General features: G+C 57.0%; 22 protein-coding genes. 14 read left to right on the plus strand and 8 right to left on the minus strand.

Features of this window, described 5'->3' with window-relative positions; all coding sequences use genetic code 11:
• Positions 1-3 precede the first annotated feature (3 nt).
• On the plus strand, positions 4-426 hold the full coding sequence (gene mntA / locus OUO13_RS08910) for a type VII toxin-antitoxin system MntA family adenylyltransferase antitoxin (RefSeq protein ID WP_283173522.1): 423 nt from the start codon (positions 4-6) through the stop codon (positions 424-426).
• Positions 416-844, plus strand: coding sequence for a type VII toxin-antitoxin system HepT family RNase toxin (gene hepT / locus OUO13_RS08915; protein ID WP_283173523.1), 429 nt, complete (start codon positions 416-418; stop codon positions 842-844). The genes mntA and hepT overlap by 11 nt, the downstream gene beginning before the upstream one ends.
• 78 nt (positions 845-922) lie before the next feature.
• On the opposite strand, the gene OUO13_RS08920 is transcribed toward hepT, so the two are convergent.
• The 7 genes from OUO13_RS08920 to rsxA are packed head-to-tail and all read right to left on the minus strand — an operon-like array spanning position 923 to position 6,388.
• Positions 923-1,186: an RnfH family protein gene (locus OUO13_RS08920; RefSeq protein WP_283173524.1), complete on the minus strand. Its 264-nt coding sequence runs from the start codon at positions 1,184-1,186 to the stop codon at positions 923-925.
• A 12-nt stretch (positions 1,187-1,198) separates the two neighbouring features.
• A complete protein-coding gene (locus OUO13_RS08925; RefSeq protein ID WP_283173525.1) occupies positions 1,199-1,921 on the minus strand; it encodes an electron transport complex subunit E in 723 nt (240 codons plus the stop codon).
• Positions 1,914-2,570 (minus strand): RnfABCDGE type electron transport complex subunit G, encoded by a 657-nt coding sequence (locus OUO13_RS08930; protein ID WP_283173526.1) that lies wholly within the window; start codon positions 2,568-2,570, stop codon positions 1,914-1,916. The genes OUO13_RS08925 and OUO13_RS08930 overlap by 8 nt, the downstream gene beginning before the upstream one ends.
• Positions 2,571-2,578: 8 nt before the next feature.
• On the minus strand, positions 2,579-3,703 hold the full coding sequence (locus OUO13_RS08935) for an RnfABCDGE type electron transport complex subunit D (protein ID WP_283173527.1): 1,125 nt from the start codon (positions 3,701-3,703) through the stop codon (positions 2,579-2,581).
• Positions 3,700-5,274 (minus strand): electron transport complex subunit RsxC, encoded by a 1,575-nt coding sequence (gene rsxC / locus OUO13_RS08940; RefSeq protein WP_283173528.1) that lies wholly within the window; start codon positions 5,272-5,274, stop codon positions 3,700-3,702. The genes OUO13_RS08935 and rsxC overlap by 4 nt, the downstream gene beginning before the upstream one ends.
• 1 nt (position 5,275) lies before the next feature.
• A complete protein-coding gene (locus OUO13_RS08945) occupies positions 5,276-5,803 on the minus strand; it encodes an RnfABCDGE type electron transport complex subunit B (protein WP_283173529.1) in 528 nt (175 codons plus the stop codon).
• A gap of 12 nt (positions 5,804-5,815) precedes the next feature.
• The gene (gene rsxA / locus OUO13_RS08950; RefSeq protein WP_283173530.1) at positions 5,816-6,388 is read right to left on the minus strand and encodes an electron transport complex subunit RsxA; all 573 of its coding nucleotides are present in this window, start codon (positions 6,386-6,388) and stop codon (positions 5,816-5,818) included.
• A 363-nt stretch (positions 6,389-6,751) separates the two neighbouring features.
• Here rsxA and nifL point away from each other — a divergent pair, with 363 nt between their 5' ends.
• From nifL to OUO13_RS09010, 12 genes are all read left to right on the plus strand, one after another.
• Entirely contained in the window at positions 6,752-8,335 is a 1,584-nt protein-coding gene (nifL, locus tag OUO13_RS08955; protein ID WP_283173531.1) for a nitrogen fixation negative regulator NifL, read from the plus strand.
• 12 nt (positions 8,336-8,347) lie between these two features.
• Positions 8,348-9,955, plus strand: coding sequence for a nif-specific transcriptional activator NifA (gene nifA / locus OUO13_RS08960; protein WP_283173532.1), 1,608 nt, complete (start codon positions 8,348-8,350; stop codon positions 9,953-9,955).
• A 329-nt stretch (positions 9,956-10,284) separates the two neighbouring features.
• Entirely contained in the window at positions 10,285-11,793 is a 1,509-nt protein-coding gene (gene nifB / locus OUO13_RS08965) for a nitrogenase cofactor biosynthesis protein NifB (protein WP_283173533.1), read from the plus strand.
• Between the two features lie 78 nt (positions 11,794-11,871).
• Positions 11,872-12,150, plus strand: coding sequence for a 4Fe-4S binding protein (locus OUO13_RS08970; RefSeq protein ID WP_283173534.1), 279 nt, complete (start codon positions 11,872-11,874; stop codon positions 12,148-12,150).
• A 16-nt stretch (positions 12,151-12,166) separates the two neighbouring features.
• Positions 12,167-12,637, plus strand: a complete 471-nt coding sequence (locus tag OUO13_RS08975; protein WP_283173535.1) for a thioredoxin domain-containing protein — start codon at positions 12,167-12,169, stop codon at positions 12,635-12,637.
• Entirely contained in the window at positions 12,634-13,296 is a 663-nt protein-coding gene (locus OUO13_RS08980; protein WP_283173536.1) for a nitrogen fixation protein NifQ, read from the plus strand. The genes OUO13_RS08975 and OUO13_RS08980 overlap by 4 nt, the downstream gene beginning before the upstream one ends.
• Positions 13,297-13,307: 11 nt before the next feature.
• A complete protein-coding gene (locus OUO13_RS08985; RefSeq protein ID WP_283173537.1) occupies positions 13,308-14,105 on the plus strand; it encodes an ankyrin repeat domain-containing protein in 798 nt (265 codons plus the stop codon).
• A gap of 10 nt (positions 14,106-14,115) precedes the next feature.
• Positions 14,116-14,442 carry a Grx4 family monothiol glutaredoxin gene (gene grxD, locus OUO13_RS08990; RefSeq protein WP_283173538.1) on the plus strand — a complete coding sequence of 109 codons (327 nt, stop codon included), beginning with the start codon at positions 14,116-14,118 and terminating at the stop codon, positions 14,440-14,442.
• A 9-nt stretch (positions 14,443-14,451) separates the two neighbouring features.
• Entirely contained in the window at positions 14,452-14,712 is a 261-nt protein-coding gene (locus OUO13_RS08995; protein ID WP_283173539.1) for a BolA family protein, read from the plus strand.
• Positions 14,713-14,742: 30 nt separating this feature from the next.
• Positions 14,743-15,471 carry a dinitrogenase iron-molybdenum cofactor biosynthesis protein gene (locus OUO13_RS09000; protein WP_283173540.1) on the plus strand — a complete coding sequence of 243 codons (729 nt, stop codon included), beginning with the start codon at positions 14,743-14,745 and terminating at the stop codon, positions 15,469-15,471.
• Positions 15,472-15,752: 281 nt separating this feature from the next.
• Complete coding sequence (locus OUO13_RS09005) at positions 15,753-16,208, plus strand: YccF domain-containing protein (protein ID WP_283173541.1); 456 nt, start codon at positions 15,753-15,755, stop codon at positions 16,206-16,208.
• A 208-nt stretch (positions 16,209-16,416) separates the two neighbouring features.
• Complete coding sequence (locus tag OUO13_RS09010; RefSeq protein WP_283173542.1) at positions 16,417-17,544, plus strand: Fic family protein; 1,128 nt, start codon at positions 16,417-16,419, stop codon at positions 17,542-17,544.
• Positions 17,545-17,590: 46 nt separating this feature from the next.
• Here the strand turns inward: OUO13_RS09010 and OUO13_RS09015 are convergent, their stop codons facing one another.
• Complete coding sequence (locus OUO13_RS09015) at positions 17,591-18,238, minus strand: deaminase (RefSeq protein ID WP_283173543.1); 648 nt, start codon at positions 18,236-18,238, stop codon at positions 17,591-17,593.
• Positions 18,239-18,374: the final 136 nt, after the last annotated feature.

Here is an 18,374-nt window from a genome sequence, read left to right on the forward strand (position 1 = left end):
TGTATGGGGATCAAGCACCTGACGGCATCGTTGCTGGCGACTGATCTGGTGGCGTTTCTGCGTCAGCAGTTATCCGGCTGCCTTGCCGTTTATGTGTTTGGCAGCCGGGCCACTGGTGAGGCCGGTTTGCACAGCGACCTGGATATTGCGGTGCTGGTTGAAGGTTATGCCGAGCCGTTACAACTCTGGAATCTGGCTTCGGATCTGGCAATCAAGGCAGGCTGTGACGTGGATTTGCTGGATCTGCGAGCGGCCACTACGGTCATGCAATTTCAGGTTCTCCAGACCGGTATCTGCCTGTGGTCGCAACAACCAGCAGCCGGAATATACGAAGCGTTTGTTCTCAGTGAGAAGACCAGCCTGAATGAGCTGCGGGCGGATTTACTGAAGGATATCCAGCAGCGGGGAAGTATTTATGGCCGATGATGTATTGCTGAATAAAGCCGCGACCATTGAGCGTTGTATCCTGCGCGCGCGCGAGGAATACGAGGCTGATCCGGCGACGTTTGCAACCAATTATTCCCGTCAGGATGCCGCGATCCTGAATATCCAGCGAGCCTGTGAAGCCGCTCTCGATATGGGCCAGTATCTGATTCGTCGGGAGCGTTTGGGTATCACCCAGAGTTCACGTGACGTTTTCCGGTTATTGGCTGAGAGTGGCTGGATTTCAGCCGAGTTGGCTGCCGCCATGCAGCGTATGGTGGGGTTCCGCAACATCGCCGTACATGATTATCAGAAGCTGTCGATTCCGATTACCGTGCAGGTTATTACCCATCATCTGCATGAGTTTGCCGACTACTCCTCCGTGATTCTGAAGCAGGATGCCGGTACGGTCAGCGGATGACGGCCAGCCGTCATCCGTTATCTGTCATTCAACATCCATCGGCGCTCAACACCTTCGCTGGTCCTTGTTTATCGTTATTTATTCATCGTCATCATCGTCGTCGTCATCCAGAGATCGGATGACGGGGCGATAGATTTCTACCCGGTCGCCGGCTTTTAACGGGCTGTCGAGTTCGGTGAACTTGCCATAAATCCCCAGCCGCATGCGTTCCAGATCAATCTCCGGGAACTGTTGTAACAGCCCGGACTTACGAATGGCGGTTTCCACATCCGAGTCATCGTCGACGTCCACCTTGACCCAGGATTGCCGCTGGGCACCGGCAAAAACCACACTTACCTGCATGATGATGTCTCCTCAGGATGCCAGCACAGCTTGCATGGCTTTTTGCTGGGCGCGATGGGCACGGCGGCGGTCGATCAGGCGCTTGCCAGCAATCAGGAACCCCAGTGCCATAAAGGCACCGGGAGGCAGGATGGCCAGTAGTACCCCGGAATAGTGCGGAATCACCGTCGTTTCAAGCCAGGCAAACCCGCTGCCAAGCAGGAGTGAAGCATTGGCGAACAGGGTGCCGGAACCAATCACCTCGCGAATGCCCCCAACCACCACCAACACCCAGGTAAAACCGGCTCCCATGGCAATGGCGTCGGCGATGGCCAGTGGCACCGGATTCTTGCTGGCAAAACTTTCAGCACGACCAAAAATCGCACAGTTGGTGACGATCAGGGCAATAAACAGGCCCAGCACCTTGTAGAGATCGTGCAGGAAGGCGTTGATCGTCATATCCACCAGCGTCACCACGGTGGCGATCAACACAATCAACACCGGAATCCGTACCTGGGGGCTGATGATATTGCGCACGGCGGAAATGATGCCGTTGGTCATGATCAGCACTGCCAGGGTCGCCAGCCCCATACCAAGGCCATTGGTGGCGCTGGTGGTGACTGCCAGTAGCGGGCACAACGCCAGCATCTGGCCCATGGCAACGTTGTTATCCCACAGACCATCACGAAAGATACGGGCGTACGCTGAGCCACTGCTGGTAGTGGACGGGGTATCGGAATGACAAAACTCAGTCATGGCTGGATGCTCCTGTCGGGGGTTGTGATGTGGATGGCTGGCCTTTTTGTTGCCATTGCTGCTGAATCAGCAAGCCTTCGTGAACACCTCGCACCACCGCTCGTGGTGTGATGGTGGCACCGGTGAACTGGTCGAACTCACCGCCATCCTTTTTGACCTTCCATTGCTGGGCGCTGGTGTTGGCCAGCGAATGGCCTTCAAAGCCGGTAATCCAGTCGCTTTTGGCGCGTTCGATCTTGTCGGCCAGACCGGGGGTTTCCTTGTGGCTGATCACCCGTACCCCGAGTACCTCTCCGGCCGGGTTTACCGCCATGATCATATTCAGTGGGCCACCCCAGCCCGGCACAATCAGCTGCAGGATATTGGCCTGTAGCTGCTCGTCACGCGTGGCCTGCATCAGCACAACAGGTTCAGCCAGTTGTGGGCTGGCTTGTTCTTCGCTGTGTTCCAGCGGGTTGTTGTTGTAGGCACTGGCCGGTAATACCTGCGCCAGCATGGCCAGTTTATCGGCAACCAGATGGTCACCAATGCGCGGCAGGGTCAGTTCATTACCCGCCACCAGTAACAGGCTGACCAGCGCGCAGGCACCGCCCAGCAGCAGAATCTGGTAACTCAGGCGATCACGGTAGGCAGAAAGCTGGAAACTCATAGTGGGCCTCACACAATCTTGCGCATGTCGGAGTGTTTGAGGGTTTTGCCGCCAAGGGTGCGGCCATACGCCCGGGGTTTGATAAATCGGTCAATCAGAGGGGTGAGGGCGTTCATAAACAGCACCGCAAAGGCGACCCCCTCGGGGAAACTGCCCCAGCTGCGAATGGTGAACAGCAGCAGTCCACAACCGGCACCAAACAGCAGTTTGCCGGTGGCCGAAGCAGGGCTGGTGACATAGTCGGTGGCGATAAAAAACGCTCCCAACATGGCGGCACCGGTGGTCAGCTGGAACAGTGGGCCGGGAAACAGGTGGCCGTTAAAGTGCGATGCCAGCCAGGCGCACAGGCTCAACATGCCCAGCATACTGGCCGGAATATGCCAGCTGATCACCCGTGCCCAGATCAGCCACAGGCCTCCGACCAGAATCAGCAAGGCTGAGGTTTCGCCGAGGCTGCCACGAATATGGCCGGAAAAGGCCGCCGTGAGCGGGAAGTCCGCCGCTAGCCACTGGCCCACGTCCGTGCCAGCACCAACGGCGACCTTGCTGGCCCCCAGCCAGCTGGCACCGGTCATGGCATCCACTCCGCTGGGAGCAGCGCTCAGATGCGCTGCGTAATCGGCATTGGCGAAAATAATCGCCAGCGCATCCACAAAACCGGGTGCCAGCTCACTGCCCAATGGCATCGGGTTCACCCAGGTGGTGAGCTGTACCGGGAACGAAATCAGCACCGCCACACGGGCCAGCATGGCCGGGTTAAACAGGTTCTGACCAATGCCACCATACAGGTGTTTACCAACGATCAGGCCAAACGCCACACCACCGGCACCAATCCACCAGGGTGCCCACGGCGGCAAGGTGGCGGCGTACAACCAGCCGGTCAGCAGGGCGGAGCCATCCAGCAAACGTTGCAATGGCAGGCCTGCCAGGCGCAGACACAGGGCTTCGGTGGCAACCGCTGCCAGCAGGGTTACCACAAACAGGATGATGGCTGGCCAGCCAAACAGATACAGTCCATAAGCCGTGGCCGGACTCAGGGCCAGGCAGACCTTGAGCATGATGCGATCCACCGAGGAGCGATCATGAGCGTGGGGTGCCGCTCGTAGCGGCAGTTCATGAGTGATGCTGTTCATGGCTGTTCCTCGCGGACACAGTTGTCGGCCGGGCTGGTGGTCGTACTCTCGGGGTGTTGTGTTTTGGCCTGCGCCGCTTCTTTTTCGGCTTTGGCAGCAGCCCTGGCGGCGTCTTTGGCGGCTTTGGCCGCCTCTTTTGCAGCCTTGGCGGCTTCTTTGGCCAGGCGTTCCTGTTCGAGACGCTCCTTGCGGGCGTCGATCAGGCCCTTGGTGTATTCCTGCTTCTGTTGGCTGCTGCGGCGATCGGCCAGCTCGCCCTTGGCGTATTCAAAGTACTGCACCAGCGGGATATGCGACGGGCAAACGTAAGCGCAGGAACCGCAGAGAATGCAGTCGCGCAGGCCAAATTCCTGAGCGGCATCGAGCTTGTCGGCGCGGGAGTTGCGGGCCATTTCCAGCGGTACCAGCCCCATCGGGCAGGCATCCACACAGCGGGCACAGCGGATACAGGGAGAACTGGTGTGAGCGTTGACCTCGGCTTTGCTGAGTGCCAGCACACCAGAGCTGCCCTTGATGATCGGTACATCCAGAGAGGGCAGAATCTGGCCCATCATTGGCCCCCCCATCAGCAGGCGGGCGGGAACCCCGGTCAGGCCACCGCAGACTTTGAACACATGTTCGATAGGGGTGCCGAATAACACCTCAACGTTCTGAGGTTGGGCCACACAGGCACCCGCCACCGTGGTGACCCGCGACAGCAGTGGTTTGCCATACACCAGTGCCTGCTGAATCGCCCAGGCGGTGGCGACGTTATGCACCAGCACACCAATATCGTTACTGCGTTTGCCAGCCGGTACTTCCAGACCCGTTACCGCCTGAATCAGCTGTTTGGCTGAACCCATCGGGTAGTGGGCGGGCACCACCATCACCTCGATGGCTCCGACCTTGTTAGCGGCGGCCTGAATCGCGGCGATGGCGGCGGGTTTGTTGTCCTCAATGGCAATCACTGCACGGTAGGCCTCGATGATCTTGCGGATCAGGCGGGTGCCTTCAACGATCTCGTCGGCACGCTCCTGCATCAGACGATCGTCAGTGGTCAGGAAGGGTTCACATTCACTGCCGTTGATAATCAGGGTCTGGATTTCGAAGCGCCGCCCCTGGCGCAACTTGATGGCGGCCGGGAAAATCGCACCGCCCATACCCACCACACCGGCTTCTTCGACCTTGCTGGCCAGTACGTCGGGATCAAGGCTGAACGGGTCGGGCGGGGTTGGAATCTCAATCCAGCGATCGTCACCGTCGGGTTCAATAATCACCGCCATGGCTGGCAGGCCGGATGGATGTGGCATCGTGACCGCTTCAATGGCCAGTACGGTGCCGGAGGTTGGGGCATGGATCGACGCCGATACCCGCCCGCTGGCCTTGCCTATCAGCTGGCCTTTTAATACCCGATCACCGGGGCGTACCAGTGGCAGCGCGTCATCACCGGAGTGCTGATTCAGCGGCACGTACAGGCGCGATGGCAGCGGCAGGTTGGTCAGAATCGGACGGTCGGAGGTGGCGTCCTTACGGCCGTCCGGGTGCACACCACCACGGATCTTGCCGGAGCCAAATAAACGGGGTGCGAACATATCAGGCTGCCTCCGGTTTGTGCCAATGCCAGGTCGTCAGCGACAGGGTTTCCGCCTGCAGGCTGATGCAGTCTTCCGGACAGGCCGCTACACACTGGCTACAACCGGTGCAGGCGGCGCTGATCACGCTGTGTAACTGTTTGCTGGCGCCAACGATGGCGTCGGTTGGGCAAGCCTTGTAACAGCGGGTGCAACCGGTGCATTGTTCGGCGTTGATCACCGCCAGTTGTGGTACGGCAGCGGCACCGAGGGTGCTGATATCGATATCGAGCTTTTTGGCCAGAGACTCCGCCAGGGCGCGGCCACCGGGTGGGCAGCAGGTAACGGCGGCAGTACCGTTGACAATGGCTTCCGCCGCCGGGCCACAGCCGGGCAGGCCACACTGGCCGCACTGGCTGCCGGGTAACATGGACTCCACTTCTTTCACCAGCGGGTTGTCGTCATTACTGGCGAACGCCCGCGAGGCCAGCCCCAGCAGGCCGCCCAGAATCAGACCCATGAGGGTCAGTACCAGAGTTGCAGTTAACATGGCTGTGCCTCCTCAGATCATGCCGCCAAAGCCCATAAACACCAGTGACAACACACCTGCCGTCACCAGACTGATTGGTGCGCCACTGAACAGCGCCGGTACGGTAGCCAGTGCCAGCCGTTCGCGCAGACCGGCAAACATCACCATCACTACCGAAAAACCCACCGCCGAGCCAAAGCCGTACACCAGGCTTTCCGACAGATTGTGCTCCTGGGTGATGTTGAGCAGGGCGACGCCCAGTACCGCGCAGTTGGTGGTGATCAGCGGCAGGTAAATCCCCAGCGACTTGTGCAACGCCGGGCTGGCCTTGCGCACCAGCCCTTCGGTGAACTGCACAGTGGCGGCAATCACCAGAATGAACGACAGGATGCGCAGGAATTCGATGTGTAGCGGCACCAGTAGCCAGTGTTCAATCAGCCAGCTGGCGAGGGCTGACAGGGTCAGCACAAAGGTGGTGGCGAGGCTCATACCCCAGGCAGCGGACAGGTTTGATGACACTCCCATCAGCGGACACAAACCCAGAAATTTCACCAGAACAATGTTGTTGACCAGCGTGGTGCTGATCAGGATAAGCACGTACTCCACAGGAACCCCCAACGGCCTGAGTGGCCAGCCTGTGGCCGGAACATCCGGCCTCTGAGGGGCAAAATTGCATTTCCTGTGCCAGCGATTTTGGGCCGTTTTGCGGCCCCGGGGCCGACAAAATCCTCCACTTTGTGGCAATGCCCACGGTGCATATCCAACAAAAGCCAAACAACCCGACAGCCCGTGTAAGACATCCGACAAGCCTTCCATAAGCCACCGGAAGCTTTGTAGGAAACCCGACAAAAACGGCAGGAATGCCAAAGAAAACAAGGCTTTGTCGCGATTTGTCACGCGGCATGCTCTTTGCTGAACCTCTGAATCGGCGTAGTTTCACTAATCCAGCAACACTGTAGGGGTATTGCGATGCGCAAGGTTCGGATGACGTCAGAACAAGCGGAATTGTTCGCTCATGTAAGCGACACCAGCATCAGCGCGGCTCACCCCGAGGGTGTGCTGTTGTCGGAAGAAGTTTTCTTCCAGGCCGTAGAGCACTGCCCTGTGGCGGTTTCGATTACTGACCTCAAGGCCAATATCCTCTATGTGAACCGTGCCTTTACCCAGGTCACCGGGTATTCCGAAGACGAGGTGCTGGGCAAAAACGAATCCATCCTGTCTAACCACACCACCCCGCGCATTGTGTATCAGGCCTTGTGGGGCCGCCTGGCCCAACAGAAATCCTGGACCGGCATGTTGTTGAACCGCCGCAAGGACAAACGCCTGTATCTGGCTGAACTGACCGTCGCACCAGTGATTAACGAAGACGGCGAAGCTCTGTATTACCTTGGTATGCATCGGGACGGCTCGGATGTGCATGAGCTGGAACAGAAGGTGCTGAACCAGAAGTTGATGATTGAAGCGGTGGTGAATTCGGCACCGGTCGCTGTGGTGGTGCTGGATGAGTTCAATCGGATTGTGTCCAGCAACCCCAGCTATCGCCGTCTGGCCACTGAGCTGGCACCACAACAACCGCAGGAAGCTGGCGTGCAGGTGATTCGGGAGGCGCTGGGGGATCACTTCCAGCAGTTACTGGACGAGCGTAAAGGCTTTTCCGACCATGAAATATCACTGGCGAGCGGCGGTGGCCGTAACCGCTGGTTCACCTGTTTTGGCACCACTATCGCCATCAAGGGCGAAAAAGCCGATGGCTTCTTTGATCAGGATATCCGCGATTATGTGCTGCTGATGATCAACGACATCACCGATGTCCGTAAGCGTCAGGAAGAAGTCCACCTGAATGCTCTCAAGGCGCTGATGGCCGAAGAGGATCTGGTGCAAGGTATGCGCGAAACCGTCAACGCCGCCATTCACCAGCTGCAAGGCCCGGTCAACATGATGGAAACGGCCGTGAATATTCTCCAGCGTCGTACCGACAGCCGTGACAGCAACCTGCTGGCAGCACTGGAAGATGCCCTCAGTGCCGGTCGTGATGCGCTCTCCAACATGACAGCCTCCATGCCTGCGCCTCTGGAGGAAAGCCGCAAGCCGGTGAACATCAACGAATTGTTGCGTGAGGCCATGAGTCTCAGCACTGCCAGCCTGTTGGCCAACGGCATCACGGTGGAATGGCAACCGGCACTGCATTTGCCAGCGGTGATTGGTCGCGAACGCCGCCTGCGTAGCATGTTCCGCCAGCTGATTGATAACGCCATTGAAGCCATGAGTGAGCGCAGCGTGCGCGTGCGTGATCTGGTGATTGTCACCAGCGCCGAAAAAGACTGTGTGACCTGTGAAATCCGCGACAGCGGCCCCGGCATTGCAGCCGAATTACGGGTGAAAGTGTTCGAACCATTCTTCAGCACCAAAAGTGGTGGTCAGGGTTGCCGTGGTATGGGCTTGCCGATGGTGCAGGATATTGTGACTGATCATGCTGGAACCGTTCATATCGACAGTAACTGGACCAGCGGCTGCCGGATGATTGTCCAGCTACCGATTGGCAATCACCGTTAACCAGGAGGGAGCATGGTTATGACCACTGCACGTTTTGCCCGTAACGGAATGCGCGTAAACAACCGTGGCGAAATCCTGGAACGGCAGTTTCGAGCGCTCTGCCAGATCTCTGGCATTCTGTCGAAAGCCTCCAATATTGAAGAAACCCTGAGCGGTATTCTGGCCGTGTTGCACCATGAAGTTGGTCTGCAGCATGGCATTGTCACCCTCTGTAACCCTGAACATACCAGCCTTCAGGTTGGAGCGATTCACACCGACTCAGACATGGTCAACAAGGCCTCCGGACATGTGCGTTATCAGGCTGGTGAAGGGATTGTGGGACGGGTGTTACAGCAGAACCAGCCGATCGTACTGGGGCGGATTGCCTCGGAACCGCGTTTTCTGGATCGTCTTGAAGTCTACGATCTGGAACTGCCTTTTATTGGCGTGCCAATTCGGGATGGCGATGGCTCTGCCATCGGTGTGCTGGCGGCGCAGCCGGATGTACCAGCGGATGATTATCTGGCCGATCGTAACCAGTTCATGATGGCCGTAGCCGACCTGTTGTCCCAGACCGTACGCCTGTTGGTCAATGTCGAAGAAGGCCAGACCATTGCCACGGAGCGAGATGAGTTGCGGCGGGAAGTACGCGCCAAATACGGCTTCGACAACATGGTTGTGGGCCATTCCGAAGGCATGAGACGGGTGTTCGATCAGGTGCGGCGGGTCGCCAAATGGGACAGCACCGTGCTGATTCTGGGGGAGTCGGGTACTGGCAAAGAGCTGATTGCCAACGCCATCCACTATAACTCTCCACGTGCCCACAACCGCTTTGTTTGTCTGAACTGCGCCTCCCTGCCGGAAAATCTGCTGGAATCTGAACTGTTCGGCCATGAAAAAGGTGCCTTTACCAACGCTGTCAAACAGCGCAAGGGCCGTTTCGAAATGGCCGACGGTGGCACCCTGTTTCTCGACGAGATTGGCGAGATTTCACCGCTGTTCCAGGCCAAGTTACTGCGGGTATTGCAGGAAGGAGAGCTGGAACGGGTAGGTGGTGGCCAGACCATCAAGGTGAACGTACGGATTGTCGCCGCCACCAACCGTAACCTCGAATCGGAGGTCGAAAAAGGCCGCTTCCGGGAAGACCTGTATTACCGCCTGAACGTGATGGCCATTCGCATTCCACCGCTGCGTGAACGGCTGGTGGATGTGCCGGAGCTGTCGCAATTCCTGCTAGCCAAGATCGCCAAACAACAGGGGCGGCCGTTACGCCTCACCGACAGCGCCATGCGGATGCTGATGAGTTATGAATGGCCGGGTAACGTGCGTCAGCTCGAAAACTCACTGGAGCGAGCTGCCGTCATGAGTGAAGAAGGGGTGATCGACAGTGATGTGATTGCCCTGCCAGACCAGTACCGGACACCGGTGCTAACCAGCAGCCATCCTCCTGCCGCAGCTGCCAGTATCGCGGTACCGGAAGTTGATCTTGGTAATCCGGAACTGGACGAACGTGAACGCCTGATCGCCGCGCTCGAACAGGCCGGTTGGGTACAGGCCAAAGCTGCACGCCTGTTAGGTATGACCCCTCGCCAGATTGCCTACCGCATCCAGATTATGAAAATTAACGTTCGCAAGATCTGACACTCAGCAACACCCACTCAACGCCGGGATCTTCCCGGCGTTTTTTATGGCGGATGGGGAGTCCATACCAGCCAGTACACCAGCCAGCACACCCGACACAAATGTCCCCAACCCCACAAAACCCGCTGTCAGTGTCTTGTTCCAAACCCTACAAAACTGCTGTTCTGAAAATAAAAAACCTTTAAAAACAACAGGTTGGTAATCGGCATTGGCATTGCAACCGGTTTATATACAACCGCCTGACAAGCTCACCCCGCAGAGGGTGACCACCGGTTCTGACCGGACGGTTTTCAAGAACAACCCAGGGTACTGATCGTAGGAGCTGAACCATGGAACTGACCGTGCTTGGACAAGATTCCGGCGCTGCTGCCAGCAGCTGCGCTTCCGGCTCTTGTGGCAGCAGTAATGACCAGATGGGTCATCTGCCAGAAGAGATTCGCAATAAAGTCAAAAACCACCCCTGCTACTCGGAAGAGGCGCATCACTACTTTGCCCGTATGCACGTGGCGGTTGCACCGGCTTGCAACATCCAGTGCCACTACTGCAATCGCAAGTATGACTGCGCCAACGAGTCGCGTCCGGGTGTGGTGTCGGAAGTGCTGACACCCGATCAGGCAGTGAAAAAAACCAAAGCGGTGGCCGCGGCGATTCCGCAGATGAGTGTGCTGGGGATTGCAGGCCCCGGTGACCCGCTGGCCAACCCGCAGCGTACGTTTGAAACCTTCCGGATGCTCAGCGAACAGGCGCCGGACATCAAACTCTGCGTGTCCACCAACGGTCTGGCGCTGCCGGACTGCGTCGACGAGCTGGCCAAACACAATATTGATCACGTCACCATCACCATCAACTGTGTTGATCCCGATGTCGGCGCGCGCATTTATCCCTGGATCTACTGGAACAACAAACGGGTGTTCGGTCGCAAGGCCGCAAAGATCCTGATTGAACAGCAGCAGAAGGGCCTCGAAATGCTGGTCGCGCGCGGCATTCTGGTGAAGGTCAACTCGGTGATGATTCCCGGTGTGAACGATGAACATCTCAAGGAAGTGAGCCGTATCGTCAAGGAGAAAGGTGCTTTCCTGCACAACGTGATGCCACTGATCTCCGAAGCGGAACACGGCACGTTTTACGGAATTATGGGCCAGCGCGGCCCTGAGCCTGAAGAACTGCAGGACCTCCAGGACGCCTGTGCCGGTGATATGAACATGATGCGTCACTGCCGTCAGTGCCGTGCCGATGCGGTTGGTCTGCTGGGTGAAGATCGTGGCGAGGAATTTACCCTCGACAAGATTGATGCCATGGATGTCGACTACGAAGCCGCCATGCAGGTTCGGGCCGCCGTTCACGAAGGCATTCTGGAAGAGCTGGCGGAAAAAGAAGCCAAACGTGCTCGTCTGGCGGCGGTCACTGTTCCTCAAAGCGAGGATCAGCTCGCCCCGACGTTACGCCCGGCCATGATTGCGGTCGCGACCAGTGGTGGCGGCCTGATCAACCAGCACTTCGGCCACGCCACCGAGTTCCTGATTTACGAAGCCTCACCGCGTGGAGTGCGTTTTATTGGCCACCGCAAGGTCGACCAGTACTGCATCGGTGGTGACACCTGTGGCGAAAAAGACAGTGCCCTGGCGGGTTCCATCCGTTCCCTCAAAGGTTGTGAAGCGGTGTTGTGTTCCAAGATTGGTTACGAACCCTGGTCGCTGCTGGAAAGCGCCGGCATCGTGCCGAACGGTGAACATGCCATGGAGCCCATCGAGGAAGCTGTGATGGCGGTCTACCGCGAGATGGCCAGCGCCGGAAAACTGGTCGACGCCGCACCACTGGCTGCCAGCCTCAGTGCCTGAACCGGCCAATCGTAACGGGTGGCCAGTGGCCACCCGGATTATCCAATCTGACGGATGTTCGAACAGGGAGAAAAATCTATGGCACTGACAATTGTCGATTCCTGTGTGAATTGCTGGGCCTGTTACGACGTATGCCCGAGTGAGGCGATTTACCAGAGCAGCCCGCACTTCAAAATCAACGCCCGCAAATGCACCGAATGTGACGGCGACTTTGCCGACCCGCAATGCGCCAGCATTTGCCCGATTGAAGAAGCCATTCTTGATAGCAGTGGTATGCCGATCAATCCGATTGGCAGCCTTACCGGTATCCCACCGGAAAAAATGGCCGAGGCCATGCGCGAAATCCAGGCACGCTGACAGGGAGGTAGCCGTTATGGCCATGCAGGTGCAGTTCTATCAGAAGACCGGATGTGGTGGTAACCGCAAGCAGCTGAACTGGCTGCGCGAAGCGGGTATCGACCCTGAAGTACTCGACCTTGCCAGTACTCGCTGGACCGCGGAGCAATTAACGCCGTTTCTGGCGGGTATGAAGGTTGCCGACTGGTTTAACGGCAGCGCACCGGCGGTACGTGATGGCCTGGTCAAACCCGATCAACTCAGTGCTGAAGAAGCCCTGGCACTGATTATCGAACGGCCGTTACTGGTGAAGCGCCCCCTGATCCGGGCCGAGGCCGACCACCAGAGTGAACCCCTGTACCTGTGCGGTTTTGATCTGCCACGCCTGCTGGCCTGGCTCAATCTTGATAACGGCATCATTGAACGTATGCCGGAAAATCCCGGCAGCTGCCAGAAAGGCGCTGGCCATATGGGCTGTTCCGGCCACCACGCGGAGGCTGACGTATGAATCTGGGCATGTCACTGAGCACCTTCTGGCCACAGCTGCCAACCTTCGCCGGACGTTTTGGTCTGGACTGGCAGGCGGAGCAACAACGAATGCAAGAGCGCGCACACCAACAGCAGCAAAACCGTGAATGGCTGATCCGTATTGTTGGCAGCCAGCGTCAGGGCCGCACCTGCTTGCCGGTTTGCCTGGGGCTGCAACCAGCCGATTTTGCCTGGCTGACCAGTAATGTGCTGCCCATGTATGGCCGTTATCAGCCCCTGAAACCTGGCCGTCTGGCACAGGTACAACAGCAGTCGGGCGAAGACCTGCGTCAGCAACTGCTGGAAATGCGCGAAGACGAATGGCTGGAAATCCGTAACCTGCTGCGTCGTTTCCGGCGTGGTATGGATGATCTCGAACTGGTGTTAGCCGATGTGCTGGCGGCCGGTTGCCTGGGGGGAGACCACCTCTGGCGTGATCTTGGCCTTGCCGATCGTGGCCAGCTGTCGGAGCTGATGCGCACCAATTTCCCTGATCTGTTCGAGCGCAATAACGCCAACATGAAATGGAAAAAGTTCTTCTACAAACAGCTGTGTGAAGAGGGTGGTGGTTATGTGTGCCGAGCCCCCAGCTGTCAGGAATGCACCGCCTACCGCGACTGTTTTGGCCCAGAAGCCTGAGGAGAGACATCATGTTCCAGCAAACCTGTGTATCCGTCGCCGAAGCCGAACGCATGATCGATGATGCCGACATCCTGTTGCTCGATATGCGTGATTTCCGGGCCTACCTGAGCGGCCATCATCCGCGCGCCATTCACCTGAATGACCAGAACCTGCGCGCCCTGCTCAAACACAGCAACCGCAGTATTCCGGTGCTGATCTGTTGTGAACATGGCCATCGCAGTCAGGATATGGTGCAGCTGTTCCGCGATTTTGGTTTTACCAGTTGCTACAGCCTTGATGGCGGTTATGAAGCCTGGTTCCCGCAACAACGCTCACCCCAACAAACGCTGAGCCTGAGCCTGCAGGGCTGGCTGCTGGCGCGGGGATTTGATCCCCACAATCTCGATGCTCGTACGCACAACAACGAAACTGCCCTGATGCAGGCTGCCCGCGAAGCCCGGCTGCCATTCTGCCGCGAACTGGTGTTGGCCGGTGCCAGCCCGGATCTGGTGAATTGTGATGGCAACAACGCCCTGTGGATGGCCTGTATGGGCGGTGATCTGGCGATTGTGCGCTTCCTGCTGGCCAACGATATCGACTTCGACAACCAGAACGATCACGGCGCGACGGTCCTGATGTATGCCGCCTCGCTTGGGCGCAGCGATATGGTCGAACTTCTGGTGCAGGCCGGTGCTGATGTCAGCCTGCGTACCCGTGATGATTTTACTGCCCTGGAAGTGGCGGCCAGCCGCCAGATCCTGCTGCTACTGGCACGTGCCAGTGGTTATGTCCTGTCTGTGATGCCACCGCGTCGCCACGTCGCCTGAGGAGCCCATTATGTCGTCACCCGTTATTGAACAGATTCAGAAACAGATCGCTGAAAATCCGGTGATTCTTTACATGAAAGGTGTACCGGACGCCCCGGAGTGCGGTTTTTCGGCGGCGGCTGTGGCTGCCCTGAAAAGCACTGGCCACGAGTTTGCCTACGTAAATGTTTTAAAAGCTCCGATGATTCGCGAACGCCTGCCATCGGTATCACGCTGGCCAACCTTCCCGCAGCTGTTTATCAAAGGTGAGCTGATTGGTGGTTCCGACATCGTGGTGGCCATGGTCAAGGATGGTTCGTTATTACCGCTGCTGGCTGCCGCCAGTCAGCCAGCCTGAGGGCTGCATATGGAAATCAGTGAGGTGATCAGCCGTATCCAGAGCGGCTTGCCGGATGCGTTGGTAACGGTCGAGGGTGCGGACTGTAATTTCACCTGCAAGGTGGTCAGCCCGGCGTTTGCTGGCCAGCGTCTGGTCTTGCGACAGCAGCAGGTACTGGCCTGCTTCAGTGAGGAACTGGCCGACGGTCGTCTGCACGCACTCACCGTACTGGCCTTTACTCCGGAAGAACAACGCAGCGCCAGCAGCCTGGTGCAACTGTCTATCTAACCTGTGTTCGAAAACCGCTGGAGAATCAACATGAGTGATTTGCCTCCTATCAGCCGCGGTGCGGCACTGCGTATCGCCATGGCCGCCCGGGTGTTGCCTGGCATCGATGTCGGTCAACTGCTGGAAATCCTGACTCGTCGTCTCGACGGTGAAATCAACGAAGAAAGCCTCGCGACCATTACCGTTACCCAGTTAAAAACCGGTTTTGGTTCCGCCGATGGCGAAGAGGATGGTGAAGACATCAGCCTCGGCCTGCCCAATATCAAGGAAGCCGTGCGTATCCTCTGGGGTGAGGCGGATACTGAACAGCTGCCCGCTGTGGTGGCCAGCGCAGGCAGTATGCCGGGTTCGATCAAGGTGGCGATTGCCTCCAACTCCGGCGAGCTGCTGAACGGCCACTTTGGTTCCTGCCTGCGGTTTCTGGTGTACCAGCTCAATGCCGAGCAATGTGAACTGGTGGATATCCGCTCGGCGCTGGAAGCCGACCTCGCTGAAGACCGTAATGCCTACCGCGCCAACCTGATTGCGGATTGCCAGGTTATGTATGTGCAGTCGATTGGTGGCCCGGCAGCCGCCAAGGTGGTGCGTGCCGGGGTTTACCCGATCAAGAACGAACAGGGTGGCGAAGCGCGCGACGTGCTCGTGCGCCTGCAACAGGTGATGGAAAACTCACCACCTCCCTGGTTATCCAAGATTCTCGGCGTTAAAGCCGAAGACCGTGTCCGTTTTGCCCAGGACGAGGCGGAAGCCGAAGCCTGAGCGAGCGTACGTTCCCTCGTAGCAAAGTTTTGACGCAGCATGGCTGCGTCTTTTTTTGCCTGTGGATTTGGCGGTGGTTGGGCACTTTTATATATAACAGTCGTTAGTGTGTATTGATATGAGTGCAGGTGTGATGTGGCACTGGGCGAGTACGACGGTATACCGATTAAACGGCGAACACAGGGAATTGTAGAGCCTGCCTTTACTCAAACCACAAAGCACGGCAGTCTGCCCGCCAATCTGGAGCGGACGGCTCCGCACAACTCATACTGAGGGATCTTATGCGCACCATCGGCAACATCTTGTGGTTTATTCTCGGCGGCTTTCTGATGGGGCTGGCCTGGTGGTTCTTTGGCTTGCTGGCCTTTATTTCCATCATCGGCATTCCGTGGGGGCGCGCCTGTTTTATGATCGGCACCTTCACCATGCTGCCGTTTGGCCGTGAAACCATCAACCGCGCCGAACTCAGCGGCCAGCAAGACCTCGGCACCGGAGCGCTGGGGCTGCTCGGCAACGTTATCTGGTTTGTACTGGCCGGTGTCTGGCTTGCCATTGGCCATATCCTGATCGCCATCTCACAAGCCATCACCATTATTGGTATCCCGTTCGCCTGGCAACACATCAAACTCGCCGCCGCCTCGCTGGCCCCGGTAGGCAAAACCGTGGTCAGTTGTGAAGTCGCCGAAGCCGCCCGTATGACCAATGCCCACCAACAGGTCAACGCCATACGCCGTTAATAAAGCGAAGCGCAAGCCGAATCCCGCATGCTCACGCACCTGCACCTCTCGTACCCACGCTCCTGCGTGGGTACGCCAGCTGCTTATACGAACAGGAAAACAGAAGTCAGCGCAGGCTGCGTGAGCCGAATACATTGGCTATTCGGCTCGACATGTGAGCCGAATAGCGTCCATAATCGGCTCATTGATCATTCTTTCGGCACCTTTCATGAGCAACGACTGGATCTGGCAACAGGCCGACTGGCCGCAATTCCACTGGGATCACCGCCGGGTGGCGGGGCCATTACGGCAAGCAACCCTGCTGCTGGGCGTTTTACTGGGCAAAACCGGTGCGCATCCCGATGAATTGCAGCCACTGGATACCTTGCTGGCCAATATCCTGTCGTCATCCGCAATTGAAGGTGAACAACTCAACGTTCATTCCGTGCGTTCATCACTGGCACGCAGGCTGGGCGTGGACGAGGAAAAGCCTTACCCCGTCACCGACCAGTCCGAAGGCGTTGCCCTCATCATGCTCGATGCCATTGAGCACACCCGGCAACCGCTCAGCCTCGAACGCCTGTGCCAATGGCATGTATGGTTATTCCCGGCACCGGAAAGCCTGCTGGTTTCCCGCCCTCAATCTATTGGCAGCCTGCGCGGTGACGCCACGATGCAAGTGGTATCTGGCCGTGAAGATCGCCCCAATGTGCACTTTGAAGCCCCCGGCCGTGGCATTCTGGATGCCGAAGTCGAGCGTTTTATAAACTGGTTTAATCACAGCCAGAATGACCCGACCCTCGACCCGCTGATCCGGGCGGCACTGGTGCACCTGTGGTTTGTCACCTTGCACCCGTTTGATGATGGCAATGGCCGTATCACCCGCGCCTTAACCGATATGGCATTGGCCCAGGCCGATGAACACAGCATCCGCCTGTATGCCATGTCGGTTTCTATCCTCAAACACCGCAAGCAGTATTACGATATCCTCGAAGCGACTCAGCGCGGCGAGCTGGATGTAACCGCCTGGCTGTTGTGGTTTATCGAAACACTGCAAGAAACCCTCCAGCAATCCCTCGACCAGATCGACCGCCTGCTGGCCAAAACCCGCTTCTGGCGGCAATACCAGAGCGCCGGACTCAGCAGCGAACAGATCAAGGTCATCAACTGCCTGTTAGATGGCGGTGACAAGGGATTTGAAGACGGTATCAGCGCCAGCCAATACCAGAAGGTCGCGCAGGTCAGCAAAGCCACCGCCACCCGTCATCTGACGGAATTACTGACGCTTGGCTGTATCGAAAAACTGCCCGGCGGGGGCAGGAGTACGAGGTACAGGATTCAGGGAGTGAAGCTATGAAGAGGACAGCATTACTGGAGCGCTGCTAGGCGCCCCTCGTAATAAATCATTGATTATTACTAGAACTATCTTGATCATCTTGTTCTAGAGATTGTGTTATTTTATCCTCGTAAGCGTGATAACTATCAAGAAATTGAGGGTCGATTTGTTTTGATTGGGATATGTCAATTAGATTTGCAGATCCATCAGAGCGTTTCCTTGGCTCATGGATTTTGAAAAATGAATTATACTTAGAAGGGCTTACCCCTTCATATGGTACAAAGACTACTTTCCCATGTTCACTCGAATCAGTGATTGAGTCGTCATGAAGCTTTAGAGCTAAACTCTTTTCATATGGCTCAATATAGACAACCCTTATTATACCTGCTGCTACAATGTGGCGCGCACAGTTATGGCAGGGATAGGTAGTACAATAAATTGTTTTACCTTTAGTGTTACTACTTTGCAATCGTGCTAATGTTGTAATAGCATCCATTTCTGCATGAATGGCCCTTGAATATTCGATCAAGTCTCCTGCTTTCGTCTCGCTGAAAATATCAGCAACTAATTTTCCTGCAAAATCTGAATCAATATTTCGCTTTATCAATAGATCTTTTATTTCTTCACCTAATCGGTTTTTATAAAAGTCGTTATAGCATTTGCGGCCTTTGTGAACGCAACGGAAATCATGACCCTCAGATTCGTACGAATACAAGCCGCCACCATACCGGTATTTTTCAACATAGTTGTCCGATAAACCATTAATCAGGCCGCCATCGTCGCGGCTTGTATTTCTTCCTTCCTCACCGGATTCAGCGTCACCGTTTCCTGCCAGCTCAGATTACGGATTC

It is taken from the genome of Parathalassolituus penaei (genome assembly GCF_026626885.1).
Taxonomy (GTDB): Bacteria; Pseudomonadota; Gammaproteobacteria; order Pseudomonadales; family Oceanobacteraceae; genus Oceanobacter; species Oceanobacter penaei.

Bases quoted from the DNA above. Each gene is read 5' to 3' on its own strand.
- mntA (WP_283173522.1), top strand. From the start codon at position 4: ATGGGGATCAAGCACCTGACGGCATCGTTGCTGGCGACTGATCTGGTG.
- hepT (WP_283173523.1), top strand. From the start codon at position 416: ATGGCCGATGATGTATTGCTGAATAAAGCCGCGACCATTGAGCGTTGT.
- OUO13_RS08920 (WP_283173524.1), bottom strand. From the start codon at position 1,186: ATGCAGGTAAGTGTGGTTTTTGCCGGTGCCCAGCGGCAATCCTGGGTC.
- OUO13_RS08925 (WP_283173525.1), bottom strand. From the start codon at position 1,921: ATGACTGAGTTTTGTCATTCCGATACCCCGTCCACTACCAGCAGTGGC.
- OUO13_RS08930 (WP_283173526.1), bottom strand. From the start codon at position 2,570: ATGAGTTTCCAGCTTTCTGCCTACCGTGATCGCCTGAGTTACCAGATT.
- OUO13_RS08935 (WP_283173527.1), bottom strand. From the start codon at position 3,703: ATGAACAGCATCACTCATGAACTGCCGCTACGAGCGGCACCCCACGCT.
- rsxC (WP_283173528.1), bottom strand. From the start codon at position 5,274: ATGTTCGCACCCCGTTTATTTGGCTCCGGCAAGATCCGTGGTGGTGTG.
- OUO13_RS08945 (WP_283173529.1), bottom strand. From the start codon at position 5,803: ATGTTAACTGCAACTCTGGTACTGACCCTCATGGGTCTGATTCTGGGC.
- nifL (WP_283173531.1), top strand. From the start codon at position 6,752: ATGCGCAAGGTTCGGATGACGTCAGAACAAGCGGAATTGTTCGCTCAT.
- nifA (WP_283173532.1), top strand. From the start codon at position 8,348: ATGGTTATGACCACTGCACGTTTTGCCCGTAACGGAATGCGCGTAAAC.
- nifB (WP_283173533.1), top strand. From the start codon at position 10,285: ATGGAACTGACCGTGCTTGGACAAGATTCCGGCGCTGCTGCCAGCAGC.
- OUO13_RS08970 (WP_283173534.1), top strand. From the start codon at position 11,872: ATGGCACTGACAATTGTCGATTCCTGTGTGAATTGCTGGGCCTGTTAC.
- OUO13_RS08975 (WP_283173535.1), top strand. From the start codon at position 12,167: ATGGCCATGCAGGTGCAGTTCTATCAGAAGACCGGATGTGGTGGTAAC.
- OUO13_RS08980 (WP_283173536.1), top strand. From the start codon at position 12,634: ATGAATCTGGGCATGTCACTGAGCACCTTCTGGCCACAGCTGCCAACC.
- OUO13_RS08985 (WP_283173537.1), top strand. From the start codon at position 13,308: ATGTTCCAGCAAACCTGTGTATCCGTCGCCGAAGCCGAACGCATGATC.
- grxD (WP_283173538.1), top strand. From the start codon at position 14,116: ATGTCGTCACCCGTTATTGAACAGATTCAGAAACAGATCGCTGAAAAT.
- OUO13_RS08995 (WP_283173539.1), top strand. From the start codon at position 14,452: ATGGAAATCAGTGAGGTGATCAGCCGTATCCAGAGCGGCTTGCCGGAT.
- OUO13_RS09000 (WP_283173540.1), top strand. From the start codon at position 14,743: ATGAGTGATTTGCCTCCTATCAGCCGCGGTGCGGCACTGCGTATCGCC.
- OUO13_RS09005 (WP_283173541.1), top strand. From the start codon at position 15,753: ATGCGCACCATCGGCAACATCTTGTGGTTTATTCTCGGCGGCTTTCTG.
- OUO13_RS09010 (WP_283173542.1), top strand. From the start codon at position 16,417: ATGAGCAACGACTGGATCTGGCAACAGGCCGACTGGCCGCAATTCCAC.